General features: G+C 67.0%; 25 protein-coding genes. 14 read left to right on the top strand and 11 right to left on the bottom strand.

Features of this window, described 5'->3' with window-relative positions; all coding sequences use genetic code 11:
• Positions 1-64: 64 nt before the first annotated feature.
• Together LRA89_RS10880 and eno are read right to left on the bottom strand one after the other, a co-directional pair.
• Entirely contained in the window at positions 65-979 is a 915-nt protein-coding gene (locus LRA89_RS10880; RefSeq protein ID WP_055760162.1) for a hypothetical protein, read from the bottom strand.
• 131 nt (positions 980-1,110) lie between these two features.
• Positions 1,111-2,385: a phosphopyruvate hydratase gene (gene eno / locus LRA89_RS10875; RefSeq protein ID WP_055760159.1), complete on the bottom strand. Its 1,275-nt coding sequence runs from the start codon at positions 2,383-2,385 to the stop codon at positions 1,111-1,113.
• A 145-nt stretch (positions 2,386-2,530) separates the two neighbouring features.
• On the opposite strand from eno, the gene LRA89_RS10870 reads away from it, so the two are divergent.
• The 5 genes from LRA89_RS10870 (at position 2,531) to LRA89_RS10850 (ending at position 4,466) form a co-directional block, all read left to right on the top strand.
• Positions 2,531-3,088, top strand: coding sequence for a hypothetical protein (locus tag LRA89_RS10870; RefSeq protein ID WP_230770160.1), 558 nt, complete (start codon positions 2,531-2,533; stop codon positions 3,086-3,088).
• Between the two features lie 7 nt (positions 3,089-3,095).
• Positions 3,096-3,431 carry a phage holin family protein gene (locus tag LRA89_RS10865; RefSeq protein WP_055760156.1) on the top strand — a complete coding sequence of 112 codons (336 nt, stop codon included), beginning with the start codon at positions 3,096-3,098 and terminating at the stop codon, positions 3,429-3,431.
• A complete protein-coding gene (locus tag LRA89_RS10860; protein WP_230770159.1) occupies positions 3,428-3,733 on the top strand; it encodes a hypothetical protein in 306 nt (101 codons plus the stop codon). The genes LRA89_RS10865 and LRA89_RS10860 overlap by 4 nt, the downstream gene beginning before the upstream one ends.
• A complete protein-coding gene (locus LRA89_RS10855; RefSeq protein WP_230770158.1) occupies positions 3,730-4,161 on the top strand; it encodes a hypothetical protein in 432 nt (143 codons plus the stop codon). Before LRA89_RS10860 ends, LRA89_RS10855 begins: the two co-directional genes overlap by 4 nt.
• Positions 4,162-4,244: 83 nt before the next feature.
• The gene (locus LRA89_RS10850; protein WP_055760580.1) at positions 4,245-4,466 is read left to right on the top strand and encodes a DUF4170 domain-containing protein; all 222 of its coding nucleotides are present in this window, start codon (positions 4,245-4,247) and stop codon (positions 4,464-4,466) included.
• 31 nt (positions 4,467-4,497) lie between these two features.
• On the opposite strand, the gene LRA89_RS10845 is transcribed toward LRA89_RS10850, so the two are convergent.
• The 5 genes from LRA89_RS10845 to carA all read right to left on the bottom strand — a co-directional run bounded on the left by LRA89_RS10845 (position 4,498) and on the right by carA (position 10,494).
• Complete coding sequence (locus LRA89_RS10845) at positions 4,498-5,154, bottom strand: rhomboid family intramembrane serine protease (protein WP_230770157.1); 657 nt, start codon at positions 5,152-5,154, stop codon at positions 4,498-4,500.
• 5 nt (positions 5,155-5,159) lie between these two features.
• Complete coding sequence (greA, locus tag LRA89_RS10840; RefSeq protein ID WP_055760147.1) at positions 5,160-5,636, bottom strand: transcription elongation factor GreA; 477 nt, start codon at positions 5,634-5,636, stop codon at positions 5,160-5,162.
• A gap of 93 nt (positions 5,637-5,729) precedes the next feature.
• Positions 5,730-9,062 carry a carbamoyl-phosphate synthase large subunit gene (gene carB / locus LRA89_RS10835; protein WP_230770156.1) on the bottom strand — a complete coding sequence of 1,111 codons (3,333 nt, stop codon included), beginning with the start codon at positions 9,060-9,062 and terminating at the stop codon, positions 5,730-5,732.
• Positions 9,062-9,286 carry a hypothetical protein gene (locus LRA89_RS10830; protein WP_230770155.1) on the bottom strand — a complete coding sequence of 75 codons (225 nt, stop codon included), beginning with the start codon at positions 9,284-9,286 and terminating at the stop codon, positions 9,062-9,064. The genes carB and LRA89_RS10830 overlap by 1 nt, the downstream gene beginning before the upstream one ends.
• Complete coding sequence (carA, locus tag LRA89_RS10825; RefSeq protein ID WP_230770154.1) at positions 9,286-10,494, bottom strand: glutamine-hydrolyzing carbamoyl-phosphate synthase small subunit; 1,209 nt, start codon at positions 10,492-10,494, stop codon at positions 9,286-9,288. Before carA ends, LRA89_RS10830 begins: the two co-directional genes overlap by 1 nt.
• Positions 10,495-10,640: 146 nt before the next feature.
• Between carA and LRA89_RS10820 the strand changes: the two genes are divergently transcribed.
• From LRA89_RS10820 to LRA89_RS10795, 6 genes are all read left to right on the top strand, one after another.
• The gene (locus tag LRA89_RS10820) at positions 10,641-11,093 is read left to right on the top strand and encodes a GatB/YqeY domain-containing protein (RefSeq protein ID WP_230770153.1); all 453 of its coding nucleotides are present in this window, start codon (positions 10,641-10,643) and stop codon (positions 11,091-11,093) included.
• 65 nt (positions 11,094-11,158) lie between these two features.
• The gene (dnaG, locus tag LRA89_RS10815) at positions 11,159-12,964 is read left to right on the top strand and encodes a DNA primase (protein ID WP_230770152.1); all 1,806 of its coding nucleotides are present in this window, start codon (positions 11,159-11,161) and stop codon (positions 12,962-12,964) included.
• A gap of 168 nt (positions 12,965-13,132) precedes the next feature.
• On the top strand, positions 13,133-15,172 hold the full coding sequence (gene rpoD / locus LRA89_RS10810; RefSeq protein ID WP_055760135.1) for an RNA polymerase sigma factor RpoD: 2,040 nt from the start codon (positions 13,133-13,135) through the stop codon (positions 15,170-15,172).
• A gap of 161 nt (positions 15,173-15,333) precedes the next feature.
• Positions 15,334-15,978, top strand: coding sequence for a DUF6975 family protein (locus LRA89_RS10805; protein WP_230770151.1), 645 nt, complete (start codon positions 15,334-15,336; stop codon positions 15,976-15,978).
• 111 nt (positions 15,979-16,089) lie between these two features.
• A complete protein-coding gene (locus LRA89_RS10800; protein WP_055760129.1) occupies positions 16,090-16,632 on the top strand; it encodes a CHAP domain-containing protein in 543 nt (180 codons plus the stop codon).
• Positions 16,633-16,705: 73 nt separating this feature from the next.
• On the top strand, positions 16,706-18,073 hold the full coding sequence (locus tag LRA89_RS10795) for a hypothetical protein (RefSeq protein WP_230770150.1): 1,368 nt from the start codon (positions 16,706-16,708) through the stop codon (positions 18,071-18,073).
• Positions 18,074-18,079: 6 nt separating this feature from the next.
• Here the strand turns inward: LRA89_RS10795 and LRA89_RS10790 are convergent, their stop codons facing one another.
• On the bottom strand, positions 18,080-18,370 hold the full coding sequence (locus LRA89_RS10790) for a hypothetical protein (RefSeq protein WP_055760123.1): 291 nt from the start codon (positions 18,368-18,370) through the stop codon (positions 18,080-18,082).
• Positions 18,371-18,450: 80 nt separating this feature from the next.
• On the opposite strand from LRA89_RS10790, the gene LRA89_RS10785 reads away from it, so the two are divergent.
• The 3 genes from LRA89_RS10785 to LRA89_RS10775 all read left to right on the top strand — a co-directional run bounded on the left by LRA89_RS10785 (position 18,451) and on the right by LRA89_RS10775 (position 23,397).
• Positions 18,451-21,576, top strand: a complete 3,126-nt coding sequence (locus tag LRA89_RS10785; RefSeq protein WP_230770149.1) for a hypothetical protein — start codon at positions 18,451-18,453, stop codon at positions 21,574-21,576.
• A gap of 48 nt (positions 21,577-21,624) precedes the next feature.
• A complete protein-coding gene (locus LRA89_RS10780) occupies positions 21,625-22,716 on the top strand; it encodes a biotin carboxylase (RefSeq protein ID WP_230770148.1) in 1,092 nt (363 codons plus the stop codon).
• A gap of 219 nt (positions 22,717-22,935) precedes the next feature.
• Entirely contained in the window at positions 22,936-23,397 is a 462-nt protein-coding gene (locus LRA89_RS10775) for a GNAT family N-acetyltransferase (RefSeq protein WP_230770147.1), read from the top strand.
• Between the two features lie 251 nt (positions 23,398-23,648).
• On the opposite strand, the gene LRA89_RS10770 is transcribed toward LRA89_RS10775, so the two are convergent.
• From LRA89_RS10770 to LRA89_RS10760, 3 genes are read right to left on the bottom strand one after another with little or no spacing between them, the layout of a single operon-like run.
• Positions 23,649-23,912: a DUF1467 family protein gene (locus LRA89_RS10770; RefSeq protein WP_055760114.1), complete on the bottom strand. Its 264-nt coding sequence runs from the start codon at positions 23,910-23,912 to the stop codon at positions 23,649-23,651.
• 20 nt (positions 23,913-23,932) lie between these two features.
• Positions 23,933-25,573: a ribonuclease J gene (locus LRA89_RS10765; protein WP_055760111.1), complete on the bottom strand. Its 1,641-nt coding sequence runs from the start codon at positions 25,571-25,573 to the stop codon at positions 23,933-23,935.
• 44 nt (positions 25,574-25,617) lie between these two features.
• Entirely contained in the window at positions 25,618-26,412 is a 795-nt protein-coding gene (locus tag LRA89_RS10760) for a type III pantothenate kinase (protein ID WP_056497675.1), read from the bottom strand.
• Positions 26,413-26,464 lie beyond the last annotated feature (52 nt).

Here is a 26,464-nt window from a genome sequence, read left to right as displayed (position 1 = left end):
CCGGTGCAGTGCCCCGAACGCGGCTCGCGCTGTTCCGGGGACCGAGCGACCTCGACCGACGTGGTCAGCGTTCGGGAAGTGCGGGCGGCGACGCGCTGACCGCGCCCAGCCAGAAGCTGCCGTCATAGGCCGGATCGCGCTGCGTCCCCGGCAATGATTGGAGCGTCACGAAAGGCGTGCGTTCGATCACCGCATCGCTCCGGACCGGGTGGCCAGCACATTCGATCGCGTCTTTCGGTATCGGCTTGCCGGGTTCGAACTTGACACCGGCTCGCAATTCGCAAGTCCATGTCGATCCGCCGGCACTCGCCATGTTCAGCGAGACGACCTCGCTTGCAGGTGCGAGCTGCATCGCCATCGGCCGAAAGATCACCGCCCCGCGCTCGATCGGTTGCTTGCGCGCATGCAGGTTCCCGGCCAGCACCAGCACGCGGTCGTAGCGTCCGGCGACGGCGGCGTTGCGGATGTTCTCGGCCTGCGCCGCCTCATGGGGCCCCTGCCCCGGCTGGTCGGCGAACTTCGCCTGTTGCGCCGCATTGCGCGCACCGTTGAACGCGACCAGGGCGATCGGCCTGCCAGCGCTTTTGAGCGCGTGGAGCCGGACCAGCATGTCGCGCATCGCAACACTGCCAATCCCGTCGTTCCGGCCGGCCCAGCCATCCTTCAGCAAGGCTGCGGGAAACCGTGTCGGCGGCAACCGCCAAGCGGCCTGGAACGCGGCGTCATAGGGTGATCCCAGTTCCACCGCGACCAGAACCCGCTCACCGCGCGCTGCAAGGGCACAGGCGAGATTGCCGATGAACGCCGGTGACTGCCGGGTCCCGTGTATCTCTCCGAACACGACATAGCGCGGATCGCGCCGCACCACGTCGGCCCAGCCGTCGGGCAAGCTGCATCGCTCCGCCGCGCGTGCCGCTGGCGGGACGGCGGCCAGCAGACCAGCCAATGTTGCGGCGACGGCGAAGGGAAGCATGCGCATGGCATCATGCCTACTGCCCGATACTACCGCCGCAATCCCGAATCGGATACAAAGCGATGTCGGGCCGTCGCCCATGAAAAAGGGCACCGGTCGAAACCGGTGCCCCCTTCCTGCCACAAATCGAACGTCGCTCAGCGCAGGATCGAACGCCCCGCATAGCGCGCCGCGCCGGCCAGTTCTTCCTCGATACGGATGAGCTGGTTGTACTTGGCGAGCCGGTCCGAGCGGGCGAGCGAGCCGGTCTTGATCTGGCCGCAGTTGGTCGCGACCGCGAGGTCGGCGATCGTCGAATCCTCGGTTTCGCCCGAACGGTGCGACATGACGGCGGTGTAGCGGTTGCGGTGGGCGAGGTTCACCGCCTCCAGCGTTTCGCTAAGCGTACCGATCTGGTTGACCTTCACCAGCAGCGAGTTGGCGAGGCCCTGCTCCAGGCCCATCGCGAGGCGCTTCGGGTTGGTCACGAACAGGTCATCGCCGACCAACTGGACCTTGTCGCCGATCTTGTCGGTCAGCGCCTTCCAGCCCTCGAAATCATCCTCGCCCATGCCGTCCTCGATCGACAGGATCGGATAGCGCGCGGCGAGGTCCGCCAGATAATCGGCCATTTCGTGCGGCGACAGCGACTTGCCCTCGCCGACCATCTCGTAGCGGCCGTTCTTGAAGAACTCGGTCGCCGCGCAGTCGAGCGCCAGCATCACGTCCTCGCCCGGCTTGTAGCCGGCACGCTCGATGCTTGCCATGATGAAGTCGAGCGCATCGATCGTGCTGTTGAGCGCCGGCGCGAAGCCGCCCTCGTCACCGACCGAGGTCGACAGGCCCTTTTCCGACAGACCCTTCTTGAGCGTGTGGAAGATTTCCGACCCGCAGCGCACCGCCTCAGCGATGCTGTCGGCACCGACCGGCATCACCATGAATTCCTGGAAATCGATCGGGTTGTCGGCATGCTCGCCGCCGTTGATGATGTTCATCATCGGCACGGGCAGCAGATGCGCCGAGACGCCGCCGACATAGCGATACAGCGGCAATCCGCGGGCATCCGCCGCCGCCTTGGCGACCGCAAGGCTGACGCCGAGGATCGCGTTTGCGCCCAGCCGGCCCTTGTTCTCGGTGCCGTCGAGCTGAATCATCGCGGTGTCGATGTCGCTCTGGTCCTCGGCATCCATGCCCAGCACCGCTTCGGCGATGTCGCCGTTGACCGCCTCGATCGCCGCCAGCACGCCCTTGCCCAGATAGACCGACTTGTCGCCGTCGCGCTTCTCGACCGCTTCGTGCGCCCCGGTCGACGCGCCCGAAGGGACCGCCGCGCGGCCGAAGCTGCCATCCTCCAGCAGCACATCGACCTCGACGGTCGGGTTGCCGCGGCTGTCGAGGATCTGGCGGCCATGGACCTGAATGATTGCGGTCACGTAACGACTCCTTTTATGGTCGGGTTCGGGCTCTGTCGCGGCGCTCTCTATCGGCTGCACCGCCGCTCGGCAAATCCTGCGAGGCTGCGTGGAACCCTAGGGCTATCCGCATGGTTTTGGTGGCGAAACGATGAAAGGATTCGTTATGACCGACTTTAATCGGACTCCGGGCACCACGGACACGCCGACGACCAACGACACCGCTGTCGAATTCAACGCCGATCTGGCGGCACCTGCCGTCACGCCGACGACCTTCACGCCGGCCTCGGTCGAACCGCTGTCGTCGGACATCGGCGCGACTGCCAGCGGCACCAAGACGACGTTGAAGGACGAAGCCGGCAAGTTGTCGGCCAAGGCCACCGAAAAGGCACGCGGCCTCGCCGATGAGGGCAAGCTGCGCGCGACCAGCGCGCTCGACGAATTCTCGAAGATGATGGACGATGCCGCCGGCACCGTCGACGAGAAGCTGGGCGAGCAGTACGGCCAATATGCCCGTTCGGCGGCACAGGCGATCTCGGGCTTTTCCGACAATCTGCGCGGCAAGGAAGTCGACGAACTGCTGGAGGACGCGCGCGACTTCGTGCGCAAGAGCCCCGCCATCGCGATCGGCACCGCCGCCGCGCTCGGCTTCGTGCTTGCCCGCATCGTGAAGGCGGGCGTCGACACGCCGGCCACCCCCATCGACCCGATCAGCAAGGTCTGATCCGAAGATGGGGGACGAGGGTCTCGGCACCGTCATCAGCCGGGTCGTCAGCGACGGCAAGGCCTATGCTCAGGCGGAGTTCACGCTGTGGAAAAGCGTGGCGACGACGCGCGGTGCGCAGGCCGGCATCGCCGCCGGCCTGGGAGTCGGCGCGGCGCTGGTTGCGCTGGCGGCGCTCACCGCGTTGCTGGTCGGGCTGATCCTGACGCTGGCGACGCTCGTCGGGCCGGGCTGGGCGACGCTGATCGTCGTCGTCGTCGCGCTGCTGGTCGCGGCGCTGATGGCGCGGATGGCGATGGGCCGGGTTCGCCGCGTCACCGCGCCACTGGGAGACGAGCTATGACCACGCCTTCGCTGGCCGCCGCCCGCGCCGACGTTCTCGTCAAGCGTGCCAGGCTGAAAGCCAGTTTTGCCGAAGCGAAACACCGGCTGGCCCCGGCGACGATCGCCGGCGGCGTTGCCGACGATCTGCGCGACCGGGCGGAGGAAGGCGTGGCGATCGTCCGCGAACGTCCGGCGGTCGCCGCCGGTATCGCCACGACGCTCGTCGCCTTCCTCGCCCGCAAGCGGCTGCGGCGGCTGTTCCGCAAGCCGAAGCCCCGTCCCCCCGTCCTGCCTGCTCCCGTACAAGGAACCGCACCATGACCGATCATTCGACCCAATCGACCATCGACACGCTGAAGGAAAAGGCCGCCACGACCGCCGACACGGTCAAGGACAAGGCGTCGCACGCCGCGCACGTCACGAGCGACGCCGCGCATGATGCCGCGCAGCGCGCGTCGGACGGTATCGACGCCAACCCGCTGGCCGTGCTGGCCGGCGGCCTCGCACTCGGCGCGCTCGCCGGTGCGCTGATCCCGAAGTCGGCGCAGGAAGCCAAGGTGCTCGGCCCGCTCGGCAAGCGCCTGTCCGCCGCCGCGACCGCCGCTGCCGCCACCGCGCGCGACGTCGGCAAGGAACAGCTTGCCGCTGCGCTGCCCAGCAAGGACGGCGCGAAGGAACAGCTCCGCTCGGCGTTCGGCAATGTCGTCCAGGCCGCGACCGAGAGCGGCAAGGCAGCCGTCAAGGGCTGATCCCGTCCCAACTTATGGGTTGAAGGCTACGCCCCGTCCGCTATGCGGATGGGGCGTTTCCTTTTTGCAGTTGCGAGATGACCATGAGCAAACTCCACCTCGTCTTCGGCGGTCGTGTCAGCGATCCGCGCACGCTCGACTTCGCCGATCTCAAGGCGATCGACGTCGTCGGCGTGTTCGGCGACTATGCCAGTGCCGAAAAGGCATGGCGCGCCGCCGCGCAGCGCACGGTCGACGATGCCGAGATGAAATATGTGGTGGTCCATCTCCACCGCCTGCTCGAACCCGAACTGCCCTCGGCCTGACTGGTACGGTCCCCGGCGACGCCGCCGGGGATCAGCCGCCGACCACGTCTCTCGCCCGCCAGCGCCATTTCAGCAGCGGGCGGAGCAAGACCATGCCGGCGACGAACCCGCCGATATGCGCGGCCCAGCCGATCGGCGCGCCGCCCTGCGCACTGGCCCAGCCGATCAGCAGGTTCAGCATCGTCCAGCCGGCCCCCAGCCACAGCGCGTGGACGACGTGCGCGGGCACCGGCCCGATCGCCTTTGCCTTGCCCTGCCCGAACAACAGCGCATAGGCGCCGATGAGCGCCGAGATCGCCCCGCTCGCCCCGATCGCCGGCACCGTCGATCCCGGGTCGACCGCCCATTGCGCCGCAGCGGCGGCATAGGCACCGACCAGCCACAACACCACCAACCCGCGCGTACCGACGGCACGCTGCGTCGGCGTTGCCACGACCAACACCGAAAACAGATTGAAGCCGAGATGCGCCCAGCCATCGTGGATCAGCGTCGCGCTCAGCGGCGTAATCCACACCGGCGCCAGCGGCAGCCCGGCGACCAGCGCCGGATCGATCCCGATCCGCGCCGGAATGAAACCGCCGATCACCGCCGCCCAGTCGATCCGGCCGGTCACGATCAACAGTGCACCCGCCAGCGCGACGATCGCGACGATCGTCCAGACCGTGCGGGTCGGGCGCCGCTCGAACACCGAGGTTAGATGAACTCGATTTTCGAGATCAGATAATAACGATCGCCCGACGGCACCGTCACCTCCACCTCGTCATCGACCTTGCGCCCGATGAGCGCGCGGCCGAGCGGCGAGTTGTACGAGATGCGGCCCGACTTGGCATCCGCCTCGGTCTGGCCGACGATCTGGTAGCGGACCGGCTTGTCGTCCTCGTCGGTCATCGTCACGGTCGCGCCGAACACCACCTTGTCGCCCGACAGGTCGCGCGGGTCGATCACCTGCGCCCGGGTCAGCTTGTCCTCGATGTCGGCGATCGACGCCTCGATCTGGCCCTGCCGTTCCTTGGCGGCGTGATATTCGGCGTTTTCGGACAGATCGCCATGGGCGCGCGCTTCCTCGATCGCGTCGATGATCTGCGGTCGCTCCACCTTCAACTGCTTCAGGTGAACCGTCAGGCGGTCATAGCCCTCCTGCAACATCGGCATCTTATCGACCGTCGCCATCGCGCGCGCGTCCCTTTTCCGTCATGTACCCCGTTCGCACGAACGGGCCGTTGCCGGCCCGCCCGCACGCAATCTCTCGTCGCTTGCCGGGGATCAGTTGTGCGATTGCGAATAATAGGACTGGAGCGGGCGCACTTCAAGGGACCGGCTCGCCAATGCCTCGATCGCGCGTGCCACCGCGACGCTTGCCGGGGCCGTGGTGAAATACGGCACCTTCTGCGACTGGGCCGATGCACGGATCGATTCGGAATCCTTCAACGACTGCCACCCCTCGGTGGTGTTGAAGATCATCGCGATGTCGCCGTCGAAGATGCGGTCGACGATATGCGGCCGACCCTGCGCCACCTTGTTGACCCGCTCGACCGGCACGCCTTGCGCTTCCAGATAATCGGCGGTGCCGCCGGTCGCGACGATCGCGAACCCCATCCGTACCAGCAACTCGACGCCGGGCAGGATCACCGGCTTGTCGCCGTCCTTGACCGATACGAATACCGTGCCGGTGCGGGGCAGCACGATGCTAGCGCCCATCTGCGCCTTGGCGAAGGCAGTGGCGAAATCCAGGTCGATGCCCATCACTTCGCCAGTCGACTTCATCTCCGGGCTCAGCACCGGATCGACCCCGGGGAAGCGGCCCCATGGGAACACCGCTTCCTTGACCGCGACATGATCGATGTGGCGGTCGATCACCGGCAATGCGGACAGCTTCTCGCCCGCCATCACCCGCGCGGCGATCTTGGCGACCGGGGTGCCGATCGCCTTGGCGACGAACGGCACCGTGCGGCTGGCGCGCGGATTGACCTCGATCAGATAGACGTTGCCGTCCTTCACCGCGAACTGGATGTTCATCAGGCCCTTGACGTTCAACGCCTTGGCCAGCGCCACCGTCTGCCGCTCGATCTCGGCGATGATCTCAGCCGACAGCGAATAGGGCGGCATCGAGCATGCGCTGTCGCCCGAATGGACGCCGGCTTCCTCGATATGCTGGAGCACACCGGCCACGACCACGTCGTCGCCGTCCGCCACCGCATCGACATCGACCTCGATCGCGTCGCGCAGATACTGGTCGATCAGGACGGGTGAGTCGCCCGACACCTGCACCGCGGTCTGGATGTAATCGTCGAGCTGCTGGAGCGAATCGACAATCTCCATCGCCCGGCCGCCCAGCACATAGCTGGGGCGCATCAGCACCGGATAGCCGATCCGCTCGGCGATCGTCGCCGCCTCGTCCCGGCTGCGCGCGAGGCCGTTGGCCGGCTGGAGGAGCCCCAGCCGCGTGACCAGACCGGCGAACCGCTCGCGGTCCTCGGCCAGATCGATCGAATCGGGGGTGGTGCCCAGAATCGGGATGCCGGCGGCCTCCAGCGCGCGGGCGAGGTTCAGCGGCGTCTGCCCGCCGAACTGCACGATCACCCCGACCAGTTCGCCTTTCGATGCCTCGACATGCAGGATCTCCAGCACGTCCTCGGCGGTCAGCGGCTCGAAATACAGCCGGTCCGACGTGTCGTAATCGGTCGACACCGTCTCCGGGTTGCAGTTGACCATGATGGTCTCATAGCCCGCATCGCTGAGCGCGAAACAGGCGTGGCAGCAGCAGTAATCGAACTCGATCCCCTGCCCGATCCGGTTCGGCCCGCCACCCAGGATCACGATCTTGCGGCGGTCCGACGGCTGGCTTTCGTCCTCGGGCTCGCCGAACGTCGGTGCCTCATAGGTCGAATACATGTACGGCGTCTTCGCCTCGAACTCGGCGGCGCAGGTGTCGATCCGCTTGAACACCGGCCGCACGCCCAGCTTGTGGCGATGCTGGCGCACCTCTTCCTCGGTCACGCCGCCGGTCATCATCTTGACGACCTCGTGGATCAGGCCCGACCCACGGGCGATACCGCGTTCCATGCCGCGCAGATTGGCCGATTGCAGCGCCAGCCACGCAAGACGCTTGTCGCTGAACCCCATCGACTTCAGCCGGCGCATGCCTGCGGCATCCTGCGGCAAGCCATTGGTGCAGACTTCAGTTTCGGCGGCGACGATCTCGGCGATGCGTTCGAGGAACCACGGATCGTACTTGGCGATGGCGTGGATTTCGGCGACCGTGAATCCTTCGCGCAGCGCCTGCGCCGCCACCAGCAGCCGGTCGGGCGAAGCGATCGCCAGCGCCGCCTCGATCTCCGCCTTGGGCGCACCGATCAGCCGTTCGACGCCGTTGAAGCCCGACAGTCCGGTTTCGAGGCCACGCAGCGCCTTTTGCAGCGATTCATGGATGTTGCGGCCGATCGCCATCACTTCGCCGACCGACTTCATCGCGGTCGACAGCACCGCCTGCGACCCCTTGAACTTTTCAAAGGCGAAGCGCGGAATCTTGGTGACGACATAATCGATCGTCGGCTCGAACGACGCCGGGGTCGCGCCGGTGATGTCGTTGGTGATCTCGTCGAGCGTATAGCCGACCGCCAGCTTGGCCGCGACCTTGGCGATCGGGAAGCCGGTCGCCTTCGACGCCAGCGCCGACGAGCGCGACACGCGCGGGTTCATCTCGATGACGATCAGGCGGCCGTCCTTCGGATTGACCGCGAACTGCACGTTGGAACCGCCGGTTTCCACGCCGATTTCGCGCAACACCGCGATCGATGCGTTGCGCATGATCTGATATTCCTTGTCGGTCAGCGTCAGCGCGGGCGCGACGGTGATCGAATCGCCGGTGTGGACGCCCATCGGATCGATATTCTCGATCGAGCAGACGATGATGGCGTTGTCGGCGCGGTCGCGCACGACTTCCATCTCATATTCCTTCCAGCCGAGCAGCGATTCCTCGATCAGCACCTCGGTGGTCGGCGAGGCATCGAGGCCTTCGCGCACGATCTTGAGGAACTCGTCGCGGTTGTACGCCACGCCGCCGCCGGTGCCGCCCAGCGTGAACGACGGGCGGATGATCGCGGGTAGGCCGACATGGTCGAGGCCGGCGAGCGCCTCCGCCTCGGTATGGGCGATGTGGCTGCGGGCCGATTCCAGCCCGATCTTCTCCATCGCCACCTTGAACTTCTGGCGATCCTCGGCCTTGTCGATCGCCTCGGCATCGGCACCGATCATCGTCACGCCGAATTTTTCAAGCGTGCCATCGTTGGCCAGCGCCAGCGCAGTGTTGAGCGCAGTCTGCCCACCCATCGTCGGCAGCACCGCATCGGGGCGCTCCTTATCGATGATCTTGGCGACCACCGCCGGCGTGATCGGCTCGACATAGGTCGCGTCGGCCAGATCGGGATCGGTCATGATCGTCGCGGGGTTGGAGTTGACGAGGACGATGCGATAGCCCTCCTCCTTCAACGCCTTGATCGCCTGCACGCCCGAATAATCGAACTCGCAAGCCTGGCCGATGACGATCGGCCCCGCGCCGATGACGAGGATGGACGAAATGTCGGTGCGTTTGGGCATTAGAAGTGGCCGTCCCCAAGAGCGACTAGTTTACGGAAAGCGGCTTCATCAAGGCGTATCGTTTGCGACAGCTTGCCTGGAAACTCGCGCGAAGCACGACCGAAAGTATCGATCTGAATCATTTTTTTGCCGTCGCATTCGACGAGGCGAACTACAGCGCTAACTTCTTCTTGCGGCTTAACCACACGAAGCGGGTCAACCTCGAAATTACGGACTGTTGCCATCAACCGTTCCCGACCGTCCGCTCGCCCATCATCCCCACGAACCGCTCGAACAGATAGAAGCTGTCCTGCGGCCCCGGCGATGCCTCGGGGTGGTACTGGACCGAGAACGCGCGACCATCGGCCAGTTCCAGCCCGGCGTTCGACCCGTCGAACAGCGACACATGCGTCTCGCGCACGCCTTCGGGTAGACTGTCGCGCTCGACCGCGAAGCCGTGGTTCATGCTGGTGATCTCGACCGCGCCGTCGGACAGGCGCTTGACCGGATGGTTCGCGCCGCGATGGCCCTGGTGCATCTTGGTCGTCGTCGCGCCCAATGCCAGCCCGAGCAACTGGTGGCCGAGGCAGATGCCGAACAGCGGCTTGCCGGTGTCAAGCAACTGGCGGATCACCGGCACGGCATAGGTGCCGGTCGCGGCGGGATCGCCTGGACCGTTCGACAGGAAGATGCCGTCGGGATTCGCCGCCATCACCTCGTCATAGGTCGCGGTGGCAGGCAGCACGGTGACTTCGGCACCGGCATGAACGAGGTTGCGGAAGATGTTGCGCTTGCTGCCGTAATCGATCGCCACGACATGCGGGCGGCGGGTATCCGCCACCGGTTCGGCGTTCGCCGGCATGGTGCTGTCGTCATAGCCCTTGCCGAGATGCCAAGCACCGCCCTGCCAGCCGTAATGCGTCTCGCACGACACGGTCTTGGCAAGGTCCATCCCTTCCAGCCCCGGCCAGCCGCGTGCCTGTTCCAGCAGCGCCGGGATGTCGAAGTCACCGGTGGCCGAATGGGCGATGACGCCGTTCGGCGCGCCGGCCTGACGGATGCGACGGGTCAGCGCCCGCGTGTCGATGCCCGACAGGCCGATGCGGTTGTGCCGCGCCATCCACGCCGCCAGATGCTCGGTCGCGCGGAAGTTCGACGGCGCGGTCACGTCCTCGCGCACGATCATGCCCAGCGCGTGGGGATCGTTCGCCTCGACATCGTCGACGTTGGTGCCGGTGTTGCCGATGTGCGGAAAGGTGAAGGTGATGACCTGTCCGGCGAACGACGGATCGGTCATGATCTCCTGATAGCCGGTCATCGCGGTGTGGAAGCACACCTCGCCGACCGCCGCGCCTTCGGCCCCGAACCCACGTCCCCACAGGACATCGCCGGTCGCGAGGACCAATACTCCGGTCGCTCCTTCGGGCATGGCGAATGGCTTGGCGTCGGCCATGATAGGCGGGCACTCCTGGGTTTGTCTGATGATGTCGCTAAGCCGTGGCGGCTAGTGGCATGGCGGCCCGCCGTCAATCCTGTGATCGCGGATCGATTGCGGCTAAGGGCGTCCGCTTGACCGCAACGAACCATATCGGACACCCCATGATTCGCGATACCATCAAGGACGCGCTCGTCACCGCCATGAAGGGCGGCGACAAGGAGACGACCGGCACGATCCGCCTGATCCAGTCGGCGATCAAGAACCGCGACATCGAGGCGCGCACTGGCGGCGCCCCCGCCGACGACGACACGCTGGTCGTCGAGGTGCTGCAAAAGATGGTCAAGCAGCGCCGGGAATCGATCGAGATGTACGAACAGGGCAACCGCCCCGAACTCGCCGCCGCCGAGGGGCGCGAAGTCGCGGTGATCGAACGCTTCCTGCCCGCGCAGATGGACGCGGCAGCGACGGCGGCGGCGATCGAGGTCATCAAGGCCGATCTGGGCGCCACCGGCATGAAGGACATGGGCCGGGTAATGGCCGAGTTGAAGGCGCGTCACGGATCGCAGCTCGACATGAGCAAGGCCAGCGCGGCGGTGAAGTCGGCGCTGGCGTAAAGTCAGAACCACAAAGTGAAACAGGATGGTTGCCGCATGCCGCACGCATGCGGCATAGGTAGCACATGACTCTTTCGCCCCAATTTCTCGACGAACTTCGGGCACGCACCACGCTGTCGGCGCTGGTGGCGAAGTCGGTCAAGCTCCAGCGCTCGGGCAACGAGCACAAGGCGTGCTGCCCGTTCCATACCGAGAAGACGCCGAGCTTCTGGGTCAACGACGACAAGGGCTTCTATCATTGTTTCGGCTGCGGGGCGCATGGCGATGCGATCCGCTGGATGACCGACCAGCGCGGCCTGCCCTTCATCGATGCGGTGAAGGAACTGGTCGCCGCCGCCGGCATGGAGATGCCCGCGCAGGACGCGCAGTCGGCTAGGGCAGCCGAGCGGGCCAAGGGCCTGCACGAGCTGATGGCCGACGCGCAGACATGGTTCGCCGACCGCCTGACCGACGAAGGCGGCATCGCCCGCGATGCGCTCGCCAAACGCGACATCCGGCCCGAGACGGCGCGGACGTTCGGGATCGGCTATGCGCCGGATTCGCGGGGCAAGCTCAAGGCCGCGCTGGCTTCCTACGGCGATCCGATGCTGGTCGAATCGGGCATGCTGATCTCGGTCGAGGGGAAAGAGCCGTACGACCGGTTCCGGGGTCGCCTCATGATCCCGATTCGCGATGCGCGGGGTCGCACGGTCGCGTTCGGCGGGCGTATCCTGGGCGATGGCGAACCCAAATATCTGAACTCGCCCGAGACGCCGCTCTTCGACAAGGGGCGCACGCTCTACAACATCGACCGGGCGCAGGCGGCCGCGAGGCGGGCGAAGCGCGTGATCGCGGTCGAGGGTTATATGGACGTCATCGCGCTGGCGCAGGCCGGGTTCGACGAGGTCGTCGCCCCGCTCGGCACCGCGCTGACCGAGCATCAGCTCGAACGGCTGTGGCGGATGGCCGACTGCCCGATCCTGTGCTTCGACGGCGACGCGGCGGGGATCAAGGCCGCGCGCCGCGCCGCCGAGCGCGCGCTGCCGCTGCTGACGCCGGGCAAGAGCATTGCGATCGTCACCATCCCGAACGGCATGGACCCCGACGATCTGGTACGGGCCGAAGGTGCCCAGGCGTTCGAGGACCTGATTGCCACCCGCGAATCGCTCTCGGACTTCCTGTGGCGGATGGAGTTGGCCAGCCTGCCGGCGAACGCCGGCCCCGACGAGCGCGCCGCGTTCGAGCATGAACTGGCGCGACTTGCCGGGACGATCGGCCACGAAGGCATCCGCCGCGAATATTTCCGCACGTTCAAGGACCAGTTCTTTGCGCTGTTCGGGGCCAAGGACCGGCGGCTGCGGATTGTCGCCACCGACATGGCGGCTGCGGCCGAGGTGCAGCGGGTCGATCTGGTCTTCGCGTTCCAGCGCGCGGTCCTGATGGGGTTGATGCAGCATGTCGCGGTGCTGACCCAGCATTGCGAGCTGATCGCGCAACTGCCGATCGTCAACGGGACGCTCCGGCGCTGGCGCGATCACCTGATCGACCTCGCGATCTATCGCGACGATCTGTGCGAGAGCCTGCTCGCCGATACTGTCGCCATCGACCGCCAACTGGTCGACATCGCGCGCCGCAACAAGGAAACCGATCTCGCGTTCAGCTTCTGGCAGCGCGGGATCGATCCGGCGGTGGCGCAGACCGATCTGCTGCGCGTGATCCACATATTGGTCGAGGAACACGCCTCGCACCGCGCAGAAAATGCTGCGCGCGAACGTTGCCGTCATGACACGACCGAGCGGACCTTCGCCGATTATCAGCAGGCGCGGTCCGACCATGCGGCAGTGCAGGCGCGGATTCGCGACTGGATGGACGAGCTGGACGAGGCCGCTTGATCCGGGGCGGCGCTACTCCCATATCGCCGGCTTAGCGAAGCCCGACGATCCGACGAACGCCGCCGAAGGCGTGCTCGCGACTTGCAAATCGCGCGGCGGCGGACGAAGACGACGGGTAAAATACGGTGCGGGTTTCCGGTGCCGCTTGATTTTCTTTGAGGGTTATTGATGGCCAAGGCGAATGGTGGCGGCGACGACACGATCGAAACGGGCGACGCGCCGCTGATCGACCTGAACGAAGGGTCGATCAAGAAGCTGGTCGCCCGCGCCAAGAAGCGCGGCTACATCACCGTCGACCAGCTCAACGAAATGCTGCCGCAGGATCAGATGACCTCGGAGCAGATCGAGGACATCATGTCGGCGCTGAACGACATGGGCGTCAACGTCGTCGAGAACGAGGACGCGGGCGAGGACGGCGAAACCGACGAACGCGCCAAGCAGGACGAAGAGAGCGACGAAGAGGCAACGACCGATCAGGACGATGCCGCCGCCGCGTACGAGCCGGTTAAGAAGAAGGAAACCGTCGACCGCACCGATGATCCGGTGCGAATGTACCTGCGCGAGATGGGCGCGGTCGAACTGCTCAGCCGCGAGGGCGAGATTGCCATCGCCAAGCGGATCGAGGCCGGTCGCGACACGATGATCTTCGGCCTGTGCGAATCGCCGATCACCTTCAACGCGATCATCGGCTGGTCGACCGCGCTCAACGAAGGCACGATGCAGCTCCGCGAGATTCTCGATCTCGACGCGATGCTCTCGAAGGACCCGGCGCCAGAATCGCTGTCGGACGACGAGGATGCCGACGACAACGGCGAGATTTCGTCGAAGAACGCGGGGCCCACCTTCAAGGAAGAGGAAGAGCCCGAGGAGGCATCGGCCGACGAGGACGAGGACGGCGAGCGCCGCACCCCGCGTCCGAGCGACGACGATGACGAGGACAACACCCTCAGCCTCGCGCAGATGGAAGAACAGCTCAAGCCCCAGGCGCTGGAGAAGTTCGCCAACATCACCGCGATCTTCAAGAAATTCTCGAAGATGCAGTCGCAGCGTCTCGACGCGATGGCGACCGGCGATGGCCTCACCACCGCCGAGGAGCGGAAGTATCAGAAGCTGCGCGAGGAACTGACCGCCGAGGTCGAGAGCGTGCAGTTCCATCAGGCGAAGATCGAATATCTCGTCGACCAGCTCTATGCCTATAACCGTCGCCTGACCGCGCTGGGCGGGCAGATGCTGCGCCTCGCCGAGCGTCACAAGGTGCCGCGCAAGGCGTTCCTCGACAGCTATGTCGATCATGAGCTGGACGAGCAGTGGCTGGCTTCGGTCGCGAAGCTCGACAAGAAGTGGAAGGCGTTCGTCGAGAATGAATCCGCCGCCGCCGATCGCATCCGCACCGAGATCGCCGAGATCGCGCAGCAGACCGGCATGGCGCTGGGCGAGTTCCGCCGCATCGTCAACATGGTGCAGAAGGGCGAGCGCGAGGCGCGGATCGCCAAGAAGGAAATGGTCGAGGCCAATCTACGCCTCGTCATCTCGATCGCCAAGAAATACACCAATCGCGGGTTGCAGTTCCTTGATCTGATCCAGGAAGGCAACATCGGGCTGATGAAGGCGGTCGACAAGTTCGAATACCGTCGCGGCTACAAGTTCAGCACCTATGCGACGTGGTGGATCCGGCAGGCGATCACCCGCTCGATCGCTGATCAGGCGCGCACCATCCGTATCCCGGTGCATATGATCGAGACGATCAACAAGCTGGTGCGCACCAGCCGCCAGTTCCTGCACGAACAGGGCCGCGAACCGACCCCGGAAGAGATGGCCGAGCGCCTCTCGATGCCGCTGGAGAAGGTGCGCAAGGTGATGAAGATCGCCAAGGAGCCGATCAGCCTCGAAACGCCGATCGGCGACGAGGAAGATTCGCACCTCGGTGACTTCATCGAGGACAAGAACGCGATCATCCCCGTTGATGCGGCGATTCAGGCCAACCTGAAGGAAACCGTGACGCGGGTGCTGGCCTCGCTCACGCCGCGCGAGGAGCGGGTGCTGCGCATGCGCTTCGGCATCGGCATGAACACCGATCATACGCTGGAGGAAGTGGGCCAGCAGTTCAGCGTGACCCGCGAACGCATCCGCCAGATCGAGGCGAAGGCGCTGCGCAAGCTCAAGCACCCGAGCCGCAGCCGCAAGATGCGGTCGTTTCTCGACCAATAAGGCCGTTTCGCCCCGGCAAGGACTTGCCGGGGCGACGGTTAACGACTCGCTAACCGTGTCTCTGGACGTTTGCGTCATGCTTCGCCGTCATTACCGTGGCTGCGGGGAACACCCGTGGCAGCACGGGGGACGCGGCAGTGACGGGGGCGGCAAGCGATAGGGTGGCGCCCGGTCCGGGGATTGGCCTTGCCCGCATCGTCGAACACGACGGTAGCGCCGCCCATGCCTACCTTGCCCGGCTCGCGCTGAACGATCGCCCGCTCCACGATCTGGCCGATGCGCTGCATCAACTGGGCGCGCTCCATGCCCGACATCCTGGGCTCGTCGACCAGGCGATGAACGGCATCGACGATCCGCATATCCGCCCATGGCTGCGAACCGCCGCCGCCGCCTTTGCCGGTGAACGTGCCTATCTAATCCGGCTCGCCGCCGCCGCCGGGCCGCCGCCGGGCACGCCGGGGCAGGCCGCCGCCGAAGCGGCGATGACCGCGCAGCGTCATGCGATCGACCTGCTCGGGGCATCGGTCCGGCCCGGCTGCGCGCTGGGCGCGGCAATCGCGCTGGTGCTCGACTGGCCGGCGATCCGTCGACCGCTCGACATGGCGGCGGCGCGGCTCGACATCGCCCCCGCCCCGCTCGACCTGCCGACCTGCTTCGAGACCGTACGGATGATCGAGGCGATCGACGGCGAAGCGCCGATGGTCCGCGCGATGACCTTTGGCATGCAGCAACTGCTCGCCCAGCACCGGGGTCTGTGGGCGCTGCTCGACGCGCGCGCCGATGCGCGCCGCGCGCTGCGCGGCTGACCCACGTTTCATCGCTCATCCCGGGCGGTTCGGCGCGGCATCGTTCGGCAAGCGGTTCTTAACCAAAATCGCACACCCGATAGCCATCTTCCCTGGCGCAGCATTACGGCCATGGTTGGTTCGCTTATCCGGGGCGCCCTGCTCCTTGCCTTCGCCGGTGCCGCCAGCATCCCGCTGGAAGCCAGGTCGCTGCTCAACTACGTCGGGCAATGCGTGCCCTTCGCCCGTGCCGCGTCGGGGGTGCAGATTTACGGCGATGCGTGGACATGGTGGGATCAGGCGGCGGGCCGCTATCCGCGCGGTCAGCAGCCGAAGGTCGGCGCGGTGCTCGCCTTCGCCAAGACGTCGCGCCTGCCGCTGGGCCATGTTCTCGTCATCAGCCGGGTGGTCGATCCGCGCGTCGCGATGGTCACCCATGCCAACTGGTCGCGGATCAACGGCGTGCGCGGCGGCGTGGAGCAGGACGTCACCGTGTTCGACGTATCACGCAATGGCGACTGGACGCGGGTGAAGGTGTGGTATCGCGATACGCAGGGGCTGGGCAGTTCGGAATATCCGACCCATGGCTTCATCTATGGCCCCAGCCCCGCCGCCGGGTTGAGCAGCGCCCATCCCGATTATGTCGGGTCGCTGATCGACGCCTATGCCCGCTGACGCGCCGCTTCCCCCTGTTCCGCCCACCGGCTAGGAGCCAGTGGGAACAGGCGGGCGTGCGGGGGCAGACGAAATGGCCAGACGATGGCACGACCCGACGGTCCTTGCCGTCGTTGCGATCACGCTGGGCGGACTGGTGCTGCGCTGTGTCGCGGCGCACGGGGCATTGTGGCTCGACGAGGCATGGTCGGCGGTGTTCGCGCACGAGGTCGCGACCCCGGCGGGCGTGTTCCTGTCGATCAACCACGACAACAACCATCATCTGAACAGCTTGTGGCTGCAATGGGTCGGTCCCGGCGCAGCGCCGTTGGTGCAGCGCGCGCTGTCGATCGCGGCGGGAACCGCGCTGATCCCATTGGCGGCGGTGATTGCCGGGCGGCGTGGCGGCGCGAGTGCGATTCTCGCGGCGATCGGTTTCGCCTTCGCCCCCTTCCTCGTCGCCTATGGTTCGGAAGCGCGGGGCTATGCGCCGATGCTGTTCGCATGGGGATGCGCGATCCATGTCGTCGATCGCTGGCTGGCGAAGCCCAGCGCACCGTTGCCGGCGACGGCGCTCGCCCTCGCTGCCCTGCTCGGGTGCATGGCGCAGGCGACGATGGTGTTCGCGCTCGCATCGCTGGGGTTGTGGGTGGCGATCGTTCGGCTGCGGTCCGCCGGCCTGCGGACGACGGCCGGCGAGCTGGTTCGCCTGTTCGCGCCGGCGGTGGTCGCCGTGGGGCTGTTCGCGGCGCTGGCGTGGTCGGCGGCGCGGGCGGACCCGGCGGGGTTCCGGTTCGGCAGTCGCGAGGCGCATGACTGGGCGCGCTGGGCAAGCGGGCTGGACCAGCTTTTCGGCTGGACGCTGGGGCTGTCCGCCATAGTCCTGCTGCTCGCCGGGTTCGGGCGGATCGTGGCGGACCGGATCGGCCTGCTGGCGGTAATCGCTGCCGGGCTGCTGCCACTGGCGGTCGCGCTGCTCGGACTGCCGAACAGCGGCACGGCGCGCTATTATGTCGTGGCGTTGCCGCCGTTGCTGCTGTGGGCGGCGATCGCCTTGCCGCGGGGCTGGGCCGCCGGGCGGGAGTGGCGGGCGGTCACGATCGCGATCGGGGTGAGCTTCGTCGTCGGCGCGGCGGTGCGCGACCGGCAACTGGCGGGCAATCTGCGTGGCGATCCGGGACGCGCGCTCGATGCGTTGGCGGCGCGAAGCCCCACGGGCACGATGGTGTCGATCGAGTATCCGCGATCCTCGGCGATCCTGTCCGTCGCGGCGCGGCAGCGGCGCTATCCCCTGGAGATCGTCAACGCCCCCTGCCCCGCCGCGCCATATCGATTCGTCGAGCGCGATGGCGATGCCGCCTTTCCCGATGCGGTCATCCTGTGTGGCCGACGTTATCGCGAGATCGCGCGGGGCGACCCGACGGCGGTGTCGGGGTCGCACTGGCGGCTGTACACGCGGTAGCGAAGCTCAGAGCTGGGCGACGGCGCGGTTGAGGCGGCGCAGCATCGCGGCGTCCCCCGGCGGATGGCCGGCGGCTTCCCCGGCGAGCGTCATCAACTGCACCGCCCCGAAACTGGCGGCCAAGCCCTTCAAACGAAAGGCGGCATTGGCCCATTCGTCGGCGCCGGCCGCCTCCAGCGCGGCGAGCGCGCGGTGGGTGCTGTCCAGAAACGCACCGCGCAATTCGGCGATCAGCGAGGGTTCGTCCCCCACCGCTGCCGCCAGTGTCGCGTCGATCGCCCCGGGATCATAGACCATGCGAAAAGCGTAAGCGCCGAAGGTTAAGCGAACGTTACGGCATCTGTCCTGCCCCGATCGATCATGATAAGCGCCTGCATATGAACGGGGGCACGATTAGCGGGCTGCGGGAACACTCGCACCACGACGCCGACGACGACAGGTTCGTCGAGCAGGACGAAGCACCGCACTGGCTGGCCGAAGCGCCGCTGGAGCCTGAACCCATGCCGCGCGAATGGATCGCGCCGACGCTGGCGATGGTCGCGGTCATCGCATGGGTCGGCGGCATGCTGGTGTGGGCCGGGGCGACGCTCGGGCGGTTGCAGCCGGTCGAACTCTCGTCGTTCGTCGCCGCGCTGTGCGTGCCGCCGCTGCTGATCGGGATCGTGTGGCTGTTGCTGCGCCAGGGCAGCCGATCGGAGGCGCGCCGCTTCACCGCCACCGCGCAGGCGATGCGGAGCGAGGCGCTGGCGCTGGAACAGGTCGTGGCGACCGTCCGGCGCAGCATCGCCGAATCACGCGGCGAACTGGCCGAGCATACCGGGCAGTTGATGATGCTGGGCGAAGGCGCGACCGACCGGCTGCGCGGCGTCCGTGCCGGCATCGCCGAGCAGGTCGCGGCGATCGACATGACGACCGAGGCGCTGACCCTCGCGGCGACGCATGCCGAACATCGGCTGGGCACGTTGCTCGACACGCTGCCGCGCGCGCATGCCGAAACCGAATCGATCTCGCAGCGGCTGGAGGCGACCGGCCTTGCCGCCAGCGAACGGATCGCCGCGCTCGACGCCGCGCTGGCGGCGGTGGCGCAACGCGGCCGCGACGCCGACGAGGTCGCGGGCGGCGCAGCGCAGCGGCTGGCGGCGCATATCGCGCGGATGGAAGCCACCAGCGAGAGTGCCGGTACGCGGCTCGAATCGGTCATCGGCACCATGTCGGGCGCGATTGACGAGGTGCTCGACCGTGCGGCCAATGCGATCGACGAATCGCGCAAGGCGATCACCGCGCAGGGCGATGCGACGATCGCGATGATCGAGGCCAATGGCGCGGCGATCGAGCGCGCCGGGCGCGAGGGGGCCGACCAGCTCGCCGAGCGCATGGGCCAGATCGACGGGGCGATCCGCACGCTGGCCGGGCATATCGACGAGCGGCGACGCGACAGCGAGGCGCTGCTGGCGACGTTGCAGACCGGCCTCGGCGCGTTCGACGAGCGGTTCGCCGCCGTCGAAACGCAGGGCATCGCCCGCGCACAGGCAGTGTCCGACGCGATCGGCGAGCGGCTGGCCGAACGGCGACGTGACGGCGAGGCGATGTTCGAGACGCTGGGTCAGGGGCTGGAGGCGTTCGACGCGCAGTTCGCGGCGGTCCAGTCGCATGGCATTGCCCGCGCGCAGGCAGTGTCCGACGCGATCGGCGAGCGGCTGGCCGAACGACGGCGGGACGGCGAGGCGATGTTCGAGACGCTGGGTCAGGGGCTAGAGACGTTCGACGCGCAGTTCGCGGCGGTCCAGTCGCACGGGATCGCCCGCGCGCAGGCGGCATCCGACGCGATCGGCGAGCGGCTGGCCGAACGGCAGCGTGATGGCGACGCGATGTTCGCGGCGCTGGGTCAGGGACTCGAAAGCTTCGACGCGCAGTTCGCGGCGGTCCAGTCGCACGGTATCGCCCGCGCGCAGGCGGCTTCCGACGCGATTGCCGAACGGCTGGCCGAGCGCCAGCGCGATGGCGAGGCGATGTTCGCGACGCTGGGACAAGGACTGGAAAGCTTCGACGCGCAGTTCGCGGCGATCGAGGCGCAGGGCATCGCACGGGTACAGGCATTGTCCAACGCGATCGACGAACGACTGGCCGAACGGCGACGCGACAGCGAGTCGATGCTGGCGACGCTGGGCGAAGGGCTGGATGCGTTCGACGGCCGGTTCGAGACGATGCGCCATGACGGGATCGAGCGGATCCAGTCGATCGCCGGCACGATCGAGGCGCGGCTGGCCGAACGACGCCGCGATGGCGAGGCGCTGCTGGCGATGCTCGACGACGGGCTGACCGGGTTCGATGAAAAGTTCGATGCGCTGCGCGTCAGCGGCGTCGAGCGGGTGCAGGCGGTCGCGGGATCGATCGAGGTGCTGAGCCAGGTCGCCGATGCGCTGACCGAGGCACTGGACGGCAACGACGAAACCGCGCGCCGCGTGGTCAGGACCGCCGAGGAAGTGCTGACCGCGCTGGATGCCGCCGCGCGCGAGATGGACGAGACGCTGCCCGGCGCGCTCGACCGGCTCGACACGCGGGTCACGGCCAGCCGCGACATCGTGGCGCGGGCCAAGCCCGAGCTGCTGGCACTGGTCACGGCAGCCGAGAGCACGCACGAGGCGATCGAGGCGATCGCCGGCGTGGTCGACATGCAGCGCGAGACACTGACGAGCGTGCAGCAGAAGCTGCTCGACACGCTCGATCTGGGCAAGGACCGGATTTCCGAGGTTCGCGAGATCGCCGACGAAACGATCGCGACCACCGTGCGCTTCGCCGAGGATGCCGCACCCCGGCTGTCCGAAGCGATGCTGCGCATCCGCGATACCGCCGAGAGTGCCAGCGCCAAGGCGCGGCAGACGCTGGCCAAGGTGCTGCCCGACGTCGCCCGCGATCTGGAGGCGCAGGGGACGCGCGCGCTGGCCAATGCGGTCGACCGCGCCGTCACCAATCAGGTGGCGGAACTGTCGTCGATCGCCAATCAGGCGGTCGCCTCGGCGATCGAGGCGGGCGAGCGATTGTCGCGACAGATGGTCAAGATCACCGAAACCGGCGAGGAGCTGGAAACCCGGATGGCCGCCGCGCGCGCCGAGCGTGAAGTGGCCGACAGCGAGCAATTCTCGCGCCGGGTAACGACGTTGATCGAGGCGATGAATTCGGCGTCGATCGACATCGCCAAGTCGCTGTCCACCGATGTGTCGGACACGGCATGGGCCGCGTATCTGAAGGGCGACCGGGGCGTGTTCACGCGGCGGGCGGTGCGGCTGGTCGAGGGGGCGGAGGCGCGTGACATCGCGCTGCTGTACGACGGCGACGAGGGGTTCAGCGATCAGGTGAACCGCTACATCCATGATTTCGAGGCGATGCTGCGGCAGGTGCTGAGTTTGCGCGACGGATCGTCGATGGGGGTGACGTTGCTGTCGTCGGACATGGGCAAGCTGTACGTCGTGCTGGCGCAGGCGATCGAGCGGTTGCGTAACTGATTGACAGATAACGCCCGAGGGGTAGGCGGGCACCGTTCCGAAGCGGAGGTGCCCCTTGTGACCCAGCGTTGCGTCGCGATCCTGTACCAAGCGCTGCCGCCGCCGGTGATCGACGGGTTGCGCAAGGATGCCAAGCCCGGCGGCTATTCGGACGGCGGGGCCGACATCGCCGTCGCGCTGCGGGGGCGCGGCGTGGCGGTGGCGACGCCGGTCGCGGCTCCCGATCCGGCGGTGGCGCTCGACTGGGTGTTTCCCGATACCGCTGCGGGTATCGCGGCGGCGATTGCGGCAGGCGCGGACACGATCTGGGCGAACACTGTGTTGTTCGCCGGGCATCCGCTGGAGTGGGTGCGGGCGCCGGTCGGCATCGTCGGGCAGGAACCGGCGGCGATGCAGCGGTTCGACGACAAGTTCGCCACCAACCGCATGCTGAGCGACGCCGGGCTGCCGGTGGCGGGATCGTTCCTGTTGAGCGGCAGCGCCCGGCCGGGGGTGGTCGCGCTGGATGGCGTTGCCGGGGCGATCGTGACGCGGGGGATGGCGTTTCCATTGATCGTCAAGCCGGTGCGCGGGCGCGGCAGCCAGGGAGTGACGCTGGTTGTGGATCTGCCCGGACTGGTGGCGGCGGCCGGGGCGTTGCTCGCGGCGGCGACGTTCGGCGACATGCTGATGGTCGAGGCCTATCTGCCGGGCGAGGAGATGACGATCACCGTCCTGCCGGCGGAGGCCCCCCAGCCCGACGGGCGGGTCGCCGGGGGGCAGCATGCGCTGCGCCCGGTGCTGCGGTTCGATCAGCGCGGTGGCGTCGCGCCGTATAATGGCGACGTGCCGGTGAGCGCGAACAGCGCGGCGATTGCTGCAGCGCGGATGGACGAGCCGGCGGTGGTGGCGATGGTCGCGGCGTGCGAGGCGGCGGCGGCGATGGTCGGGTCGCGCAGCGCGATCCGCATCGATTGCCGGGCAGATGCCGGTGGAAACTTTCACCTGTTCGACCTCAACATGAAGCCCAACATGACCGGTCCGGGGCGACCGGGGCGCGACGATCAGGATTGCCTGTCGGCGATCGCGGCGCGGGCAGATGGTTGGGAGTACGCCGATCTGTTGCTGGCGATGCTGGCGGCGCGGTGGGTGGCCGGATAGGCGGCAAAGTTTACAAAGTTTACACAATAGCGTCGTTTCGGCGGTACTGCGTTTACCCAGAATCAATGACTTGTCGCAGGTTTCTTACACCGGCCGGCGCAGCCTGCAGTTCGGGCGGGGTGTACGATCGGAAAGAGCGGGATCATAATATTCTGTCACCTGCGGGGCGTGTAGGACAGTCGAACCATCGGACTGCGATGGTCGATCGGGAGGAAGACCATGGATACGCGCCTGGCATCAACCAGCGATGCCGCCGCCCTGTGCCGGGTGCTGCGCGAGATCATCGAGCATACCGGCCGCGAACGCCCCAGCGACGAGGCATTCGTGATCCGGCAGTATCTGGCAAACCCCGCCAGCATCCGTTGCACGGTGGCGATCGACACTGCCGGCGAGGTCGTCGGCTTCCAGTCGCTGCTCCGCGCAGAAGGCGGCAACCGGTACGACGTGCCCGCAGGATGGGGCATCATCGGTACGCACATCAGCCCGCGTGCGCACCGGCAGGGCGTCGGCAGCGCGCTGTTCCGTTCCAGCCGCGAGGCGGCGGAACAGGCGGGGCTGGAGACAATCGACGCCTGTATCGCGGCGGATAATGCGTCCGGTCTGCGCTATTACGAGGCGATGGGGTTCCGGACGTATCGGGAGCCGGTGGGCATCGTACAGAAGGCGTATGTGGTTCGGTGAAGGTGATCCAGTTCGGTCGAGCGGATATTATTCCAGATTATTCCTCGACCCGGGCAGTAGGCGGTCCATCAACCACAAGAGGACTATCGCTATGGCCACGCCAGCAGCGCACCGGATAACGAGCGATTCCAGCCGGCTGTATCCGAATGCCTGTAACCACGACCGCATTACCGCGCCGAGCACGATGCTGGGCGCAAGCGCGACGGCTATACGCCAATATTTGCTGACGGTCGAATGCACCGCCGCCCCCCTCACCCGTTATAATAGTCCAGCATGTCGGACGTGACCCAGCCGTAGACGTAGTTCAGGTAGAACGCGCCGAACAGCACCAGCGACACGATGGTCGTGCGCCACAGGATCGGGCGGAGGCGGAAGCCGGCGGGGGCGCTGTCGGCCTGGCCCGCGACGGGGGGCTCGCCGGCTTCGTGGGTGGTGCGGATGCCGAAGGGCAGGACGAGGAACATCGCCAGCACCCAGAACAGCATCCAGATGGCGAGCGCCGACTGCCATGCCATGCGCCCGCCCCTCCCCGTCCTCAGGCGTTGATGATGAGGACGTCGACCACCGGCTTCTTGCCGGTCCAGCGCGTCGCCACGCGGCGGACGGCCAGCCGGATCGCTTCCGGAAGCTTGCCGCGTTCACGGCTCTTGGCGTTCACCGCCTCGGCCGCCGCATCGACTGCTTCCTCGAGGAAGGGTTCGCGGTCTTCCTCGACCGGCACGCCCTGCACGCGGATTTGCGGATCGCCGACCAGTTGCCCGCGCCGGTCGACCGCGACCGCGACCGACATATGGCCGAACGCGGCGAGCTTGCGCCGTTCGTTGATCGTGCTGCCCTCGGCCGGCAGGATCACGTCGCCGTCGAGCGCGAGGCGACCGACCACGGCCTTGCCGATCTTGGTCGCATTGCCCGGCGCAAGCCGTACGATGTCGCCGTTGGTCTGGACCAGCGTCTGGCCGACCCCCTGCGACAGACCGTAGCGGGCATGTTCCATCAGGTGGCGCATCTCGCCATGCACCGGCACCAGCACCTTCGGCCGGATCCATTTATAGAGCTTGGCCAGTTCGGGGCGGCCCGGATGGCCCGAGACGTGGACGTGCGCCTGACGATCGGTAATCATCTCGATGCCGGCGGCGGCGAGCTGATTCTGGATGCGGCCGATCGCGACTTCGTTGCCCGGAATCTGCTTGGACGAGAAGATCACCCGGTCGCCCGCTTCGAGCGACAACTGGTGTTCGCGGTTGGCGACGCGGGCGAGTGCCGCGCGCTGTTCGCCCTGCCCGCCGGTGGCGATGATGAGGACCTGATCGCGCGGCAGGCGCATCGCGGTGTCGTAGTCGACCGGCTGCGGGAAGTCCTTGAGATAGCCGGTGGCCTTGGCGACCTTCAGGATGCGGTCGAGCGAACGGCCCGCGACGCAGATCTTGCGGTTGGTGTCGCGCGCGACCTGCCCCAGCGTGTGGAGCCGCGCGGCGTTAGAGGCGAAGCTCGTCACCATCACCCGGCGGCCCTTGGCCGAGGATACCTGCTCGAACAGGCCCTGGCGGACATCGGCTTCGGAGCCCGAGGCTTCGTTGTTGAAGACGTTGGTCGAATCGCACACCAGCGCAAGAATGCCCTCGTCGCCGATCGCGGTCAGTTCCTCCGGGGTCGCCGGGGTGGCAACCATCGGTTCGCGGTCGAGCTTCCAGTCGCCCGAATGGAAGATCTTGCCATGCGGGGTATCGATGACGAGCGCGGTCGCCTCGGGGATCGAATGCGCCATCGGCACGAAGCGCACGCCGAACGGACCGACCTTCACGTCGCCGCCCAGTTGCACGATCTTCAGTTTCACGCGGTCGGAAATGCCTTCCTCGTCCAGCTTGCCGCGGATGAGGCCGGCGGTGAACGGCGTGGCGTAGATCGGCACGCCGAGATCGGCGGCGAGATACGGCAGCGCGCCGATATGGTCCTCATGCCCGTGGGTGATGACGATGCCGGTGAGCTGGTCGCCGCGTTCTTCGATGAATTGAAGATCGGGGAGCATCACGTCGATGCCGGGGTAGGCCGGGTCGGCGAAGGTCACGCCGCAATCGACCATCAGCCATTTGCCGGCAGTGCCGTACAGGTTGACGTTCATGCCGATCTCGCCCGATCCGCCGAGCGCGACGAAGAGCAGTTCTTTCTTTGGGGTCACTAAGTCTCTTTCTAAACTCGCGCCTATTCGCGAGGGTCTTGGTTTCAGTCGCTGTTTGCTGGGGACATATGGGTTCGGCGCCACAGCATCGCCAGTCCCGTGATGGTCAGGTCCTGTTCGATCGCATCGAAGACCTGCGTGTGTTTTTCGAACAGGATGGCGAGGCCGCCGGTAGCGATCACGCGCACGGGTCGGCCGATCTCGGCCTTCATGCGCGCGACCAGCCCCTCGATCATCGCGATATAGCCCCAATAGATACCGATGTGCATCTGGTCCACCGTATTGCGTCCGATGACCGAGGTGGTCGCCGGGGCCTCGATGGCGATGCGCGGCAGCTTCGCGGCGGCCGTCACCAGCGCGTCGAGCGACAGGTTGATGCCCGGCGCGATGATCCCGCCCTTGTACGCGCCGGTATAATCGACGACGTCGAAGGTGGCCGCCGTGCCGAAATCAACGACGATCAGGTCGCCGGGGTGCGCCGCATGCGCGGCGATGGCGTTGAGCGCGCGGTCGGCACCCACCGCATGGGGTTCGTCGACGTCGAGCGCGATGCCGTAATCGGCGGTGCCGCGTCCGGCGACCAGCGCGGTCACGCCGAAATATTTGGACGCCAGCACTTCGAGATTGTGGAGCGCGCGGGGCACGACGGTGCCGATGATGACGCCGTCGATGCACGACCGGTCGCGCCCGTCGAGCGCCAGCAACTGGCTGAGCCAGACGGCATATTCATCGGCGGTGCGCCTTGGATCGGTGGCGATGCGCCAGCGCGCGACGATGGTGTCGCCGTCGACCAGCGCGCAGACCACGTTCGTATTGCCGGCGTCGATCGCGAGCAGCATTGGGGTTCCCGGGGGCGCCCGACGGGCGCTTGCGCCTACCCGCCTAGAGAAT

Source organism: Sphingomonas sp. Leaf4 (assembly GCF_920939515.1).
In the GTDB taxonomy this organism is placed as follows: domain Bacteria; phylum Pseudomonadota; class Alphaproteobacteria; order Sphingomonadales; family Sphingomonadaceae; genus Sphingomonas.
This window is presented reverse-complemented; position numbering and strand designations above follow the sequence as displayed.

What these genes read in the sequence shown, in the direction of transcription:
- LRA89_RS10880 (WP_055760162.1), bottom strand. Translation starts at nt 979, where the DNA reads ATGCGCATGCTTCCCTTCGCCGTCGCCGCAACATTGGCTGGTCTGCTG.
- LRA89_RS10870 (WP_230770160.1), top strand. Translation starts at nt 2,531, where the DNA reads ATGACCGACTTTAATCGGACTCCGGGCACCACGGACACGCCGACGACC.
- LRA89_RS10865 (WP_055760156.1), top strand. Translation starts at nt 3,096, where the DNA reads ATGGGGGACGAGGGTCTCGGCACCGTCATCAGCCGGGTCGTCAGCGAC.
- LRA89_RS10860 (WP_230770159.1), top strand. Translation starts at nt 3,428, where the DNA reads ATGACCACGCCTTCGCTGGCCGCCGCCCGCGCCGACGTTCTCGTCAAG.
- LRA89_RS10855 (WP_230770158.1), top strand. Translation starts at nt 3,730, where the DNA reads ATGACCGATCATTCGACCCAATCGACCATCGACACGCTGAAGGAAAAG.
- LRA89_RS10850 (WP_055760580.1), top strand. Translation starts at nt 4,245, where the DNA reads ATGAGCAAACTCCACCTCGTCTTCGGCGGTCGTGTCAGCGATCCGCGC.
- greA (WP_055760147.1), bottom strand. Translation starts at nt 5,636, where the DNA reads ATGGCGACGGTCGATAAGATGCCGATGTTGCAGGAGGGCTATGACCGC.
- carB (WP_230770156.1), bottom strand. Translation starts at nt 9,062, where the DNA reads ATGCCCAAACGCACCGACATTTCGTCCATCCTCGTCATCGGCGCGGGG.
- LRA89_RS10830 (WP_230770155.1), bottom strand. Translation starts at nt 9,286, where the DNA reads ATGGCAACAGTCCGTAATTTCGAGGTTGACCCGCTTCGTGTGGTTAAG.
- carA (WP_230770154.1), bottom strand. Translation starts at nt 10,494, where the DNA reads ATGGCCGACGCCAAGCCATTCGCCATGCCCGAAGGAGCGACCGGAGTA.
- LRA89_RS10820 (WP_230770153.1), top strand. Translation starts at nt 10,641, where the DNA reads ATGATTCGCGATACCATCAAGGACGCGCTCGTCACCGCCATGAAGGGC.
- dnaG (WP_230770152.1), top strand. Translation starts at nt 11,159, where the DNA reads ATGACTCTTTCGCCCCAATTTCTCGACGAACTTCGGGCACGCACCACG.
- rpoD (WP_055760135.1), top strand. Translation starts at nt 13,133, where the DNA reads ATGGCCAAGGCGAATGGTGGCGGCGACGACACGATCGAAACGGGCGAC.
- LRA89_RS10800 (WP_055760129.1), top strand. Translation starts at nt 16,090, where the DNA reads ATGGTTGGTTCGCTTATCCGGGGCGCCCTGCTCCTTGCCTTCGCCGGT.
- LRA89_RS10795 (WP_230770150.1), top strand. Translation starts at nt 16,706, where the DNA reads ATGGCCAGACGATGGCACGACCCGACGGTCCTTGCCGTCGTTGCGATC.
- LRA89_RS10790 (WP_055760123.1), bottom strand. Translation starts at nt 18,370, where the DNA reads ATGGTCTATGATCCCGGGGCGATCGACGCGACACTGGCGGCAGCGGTG.
- LRA89_RS10785 (WP_230770149.1), top strand. Translation starts at nt 18,451, where the DNA reads ATGAACGGGGGCACGATTAGCGGGCTGCGGGAACACTCGCACCACGAC.
- LRA89_RS10775 (WP_230770147.1), top strand. Translation starts at nt 22,936, where the DNA reads ATGGATACGCGCCTGGCATCAACCAGCGATGCCGCCGCCCTGTGCCGG.
- LRA89_RS10770 (WP_055760114.1), bottom strand. Translation starts at nt 23,912, where the DNA reads ATGGCATGGCAGTCGGCGCTCGCCATCTGGATGCTGTTCTGGGTGCTG.
- LRA89_RS10760 (WP_056497675.1), bottom strand. Translation starts at nt 26,412, where the DNA reads ATGCTGCTCGCGATCGACGCCGGCAATACGAACGTGGTCTGCGCGCTG.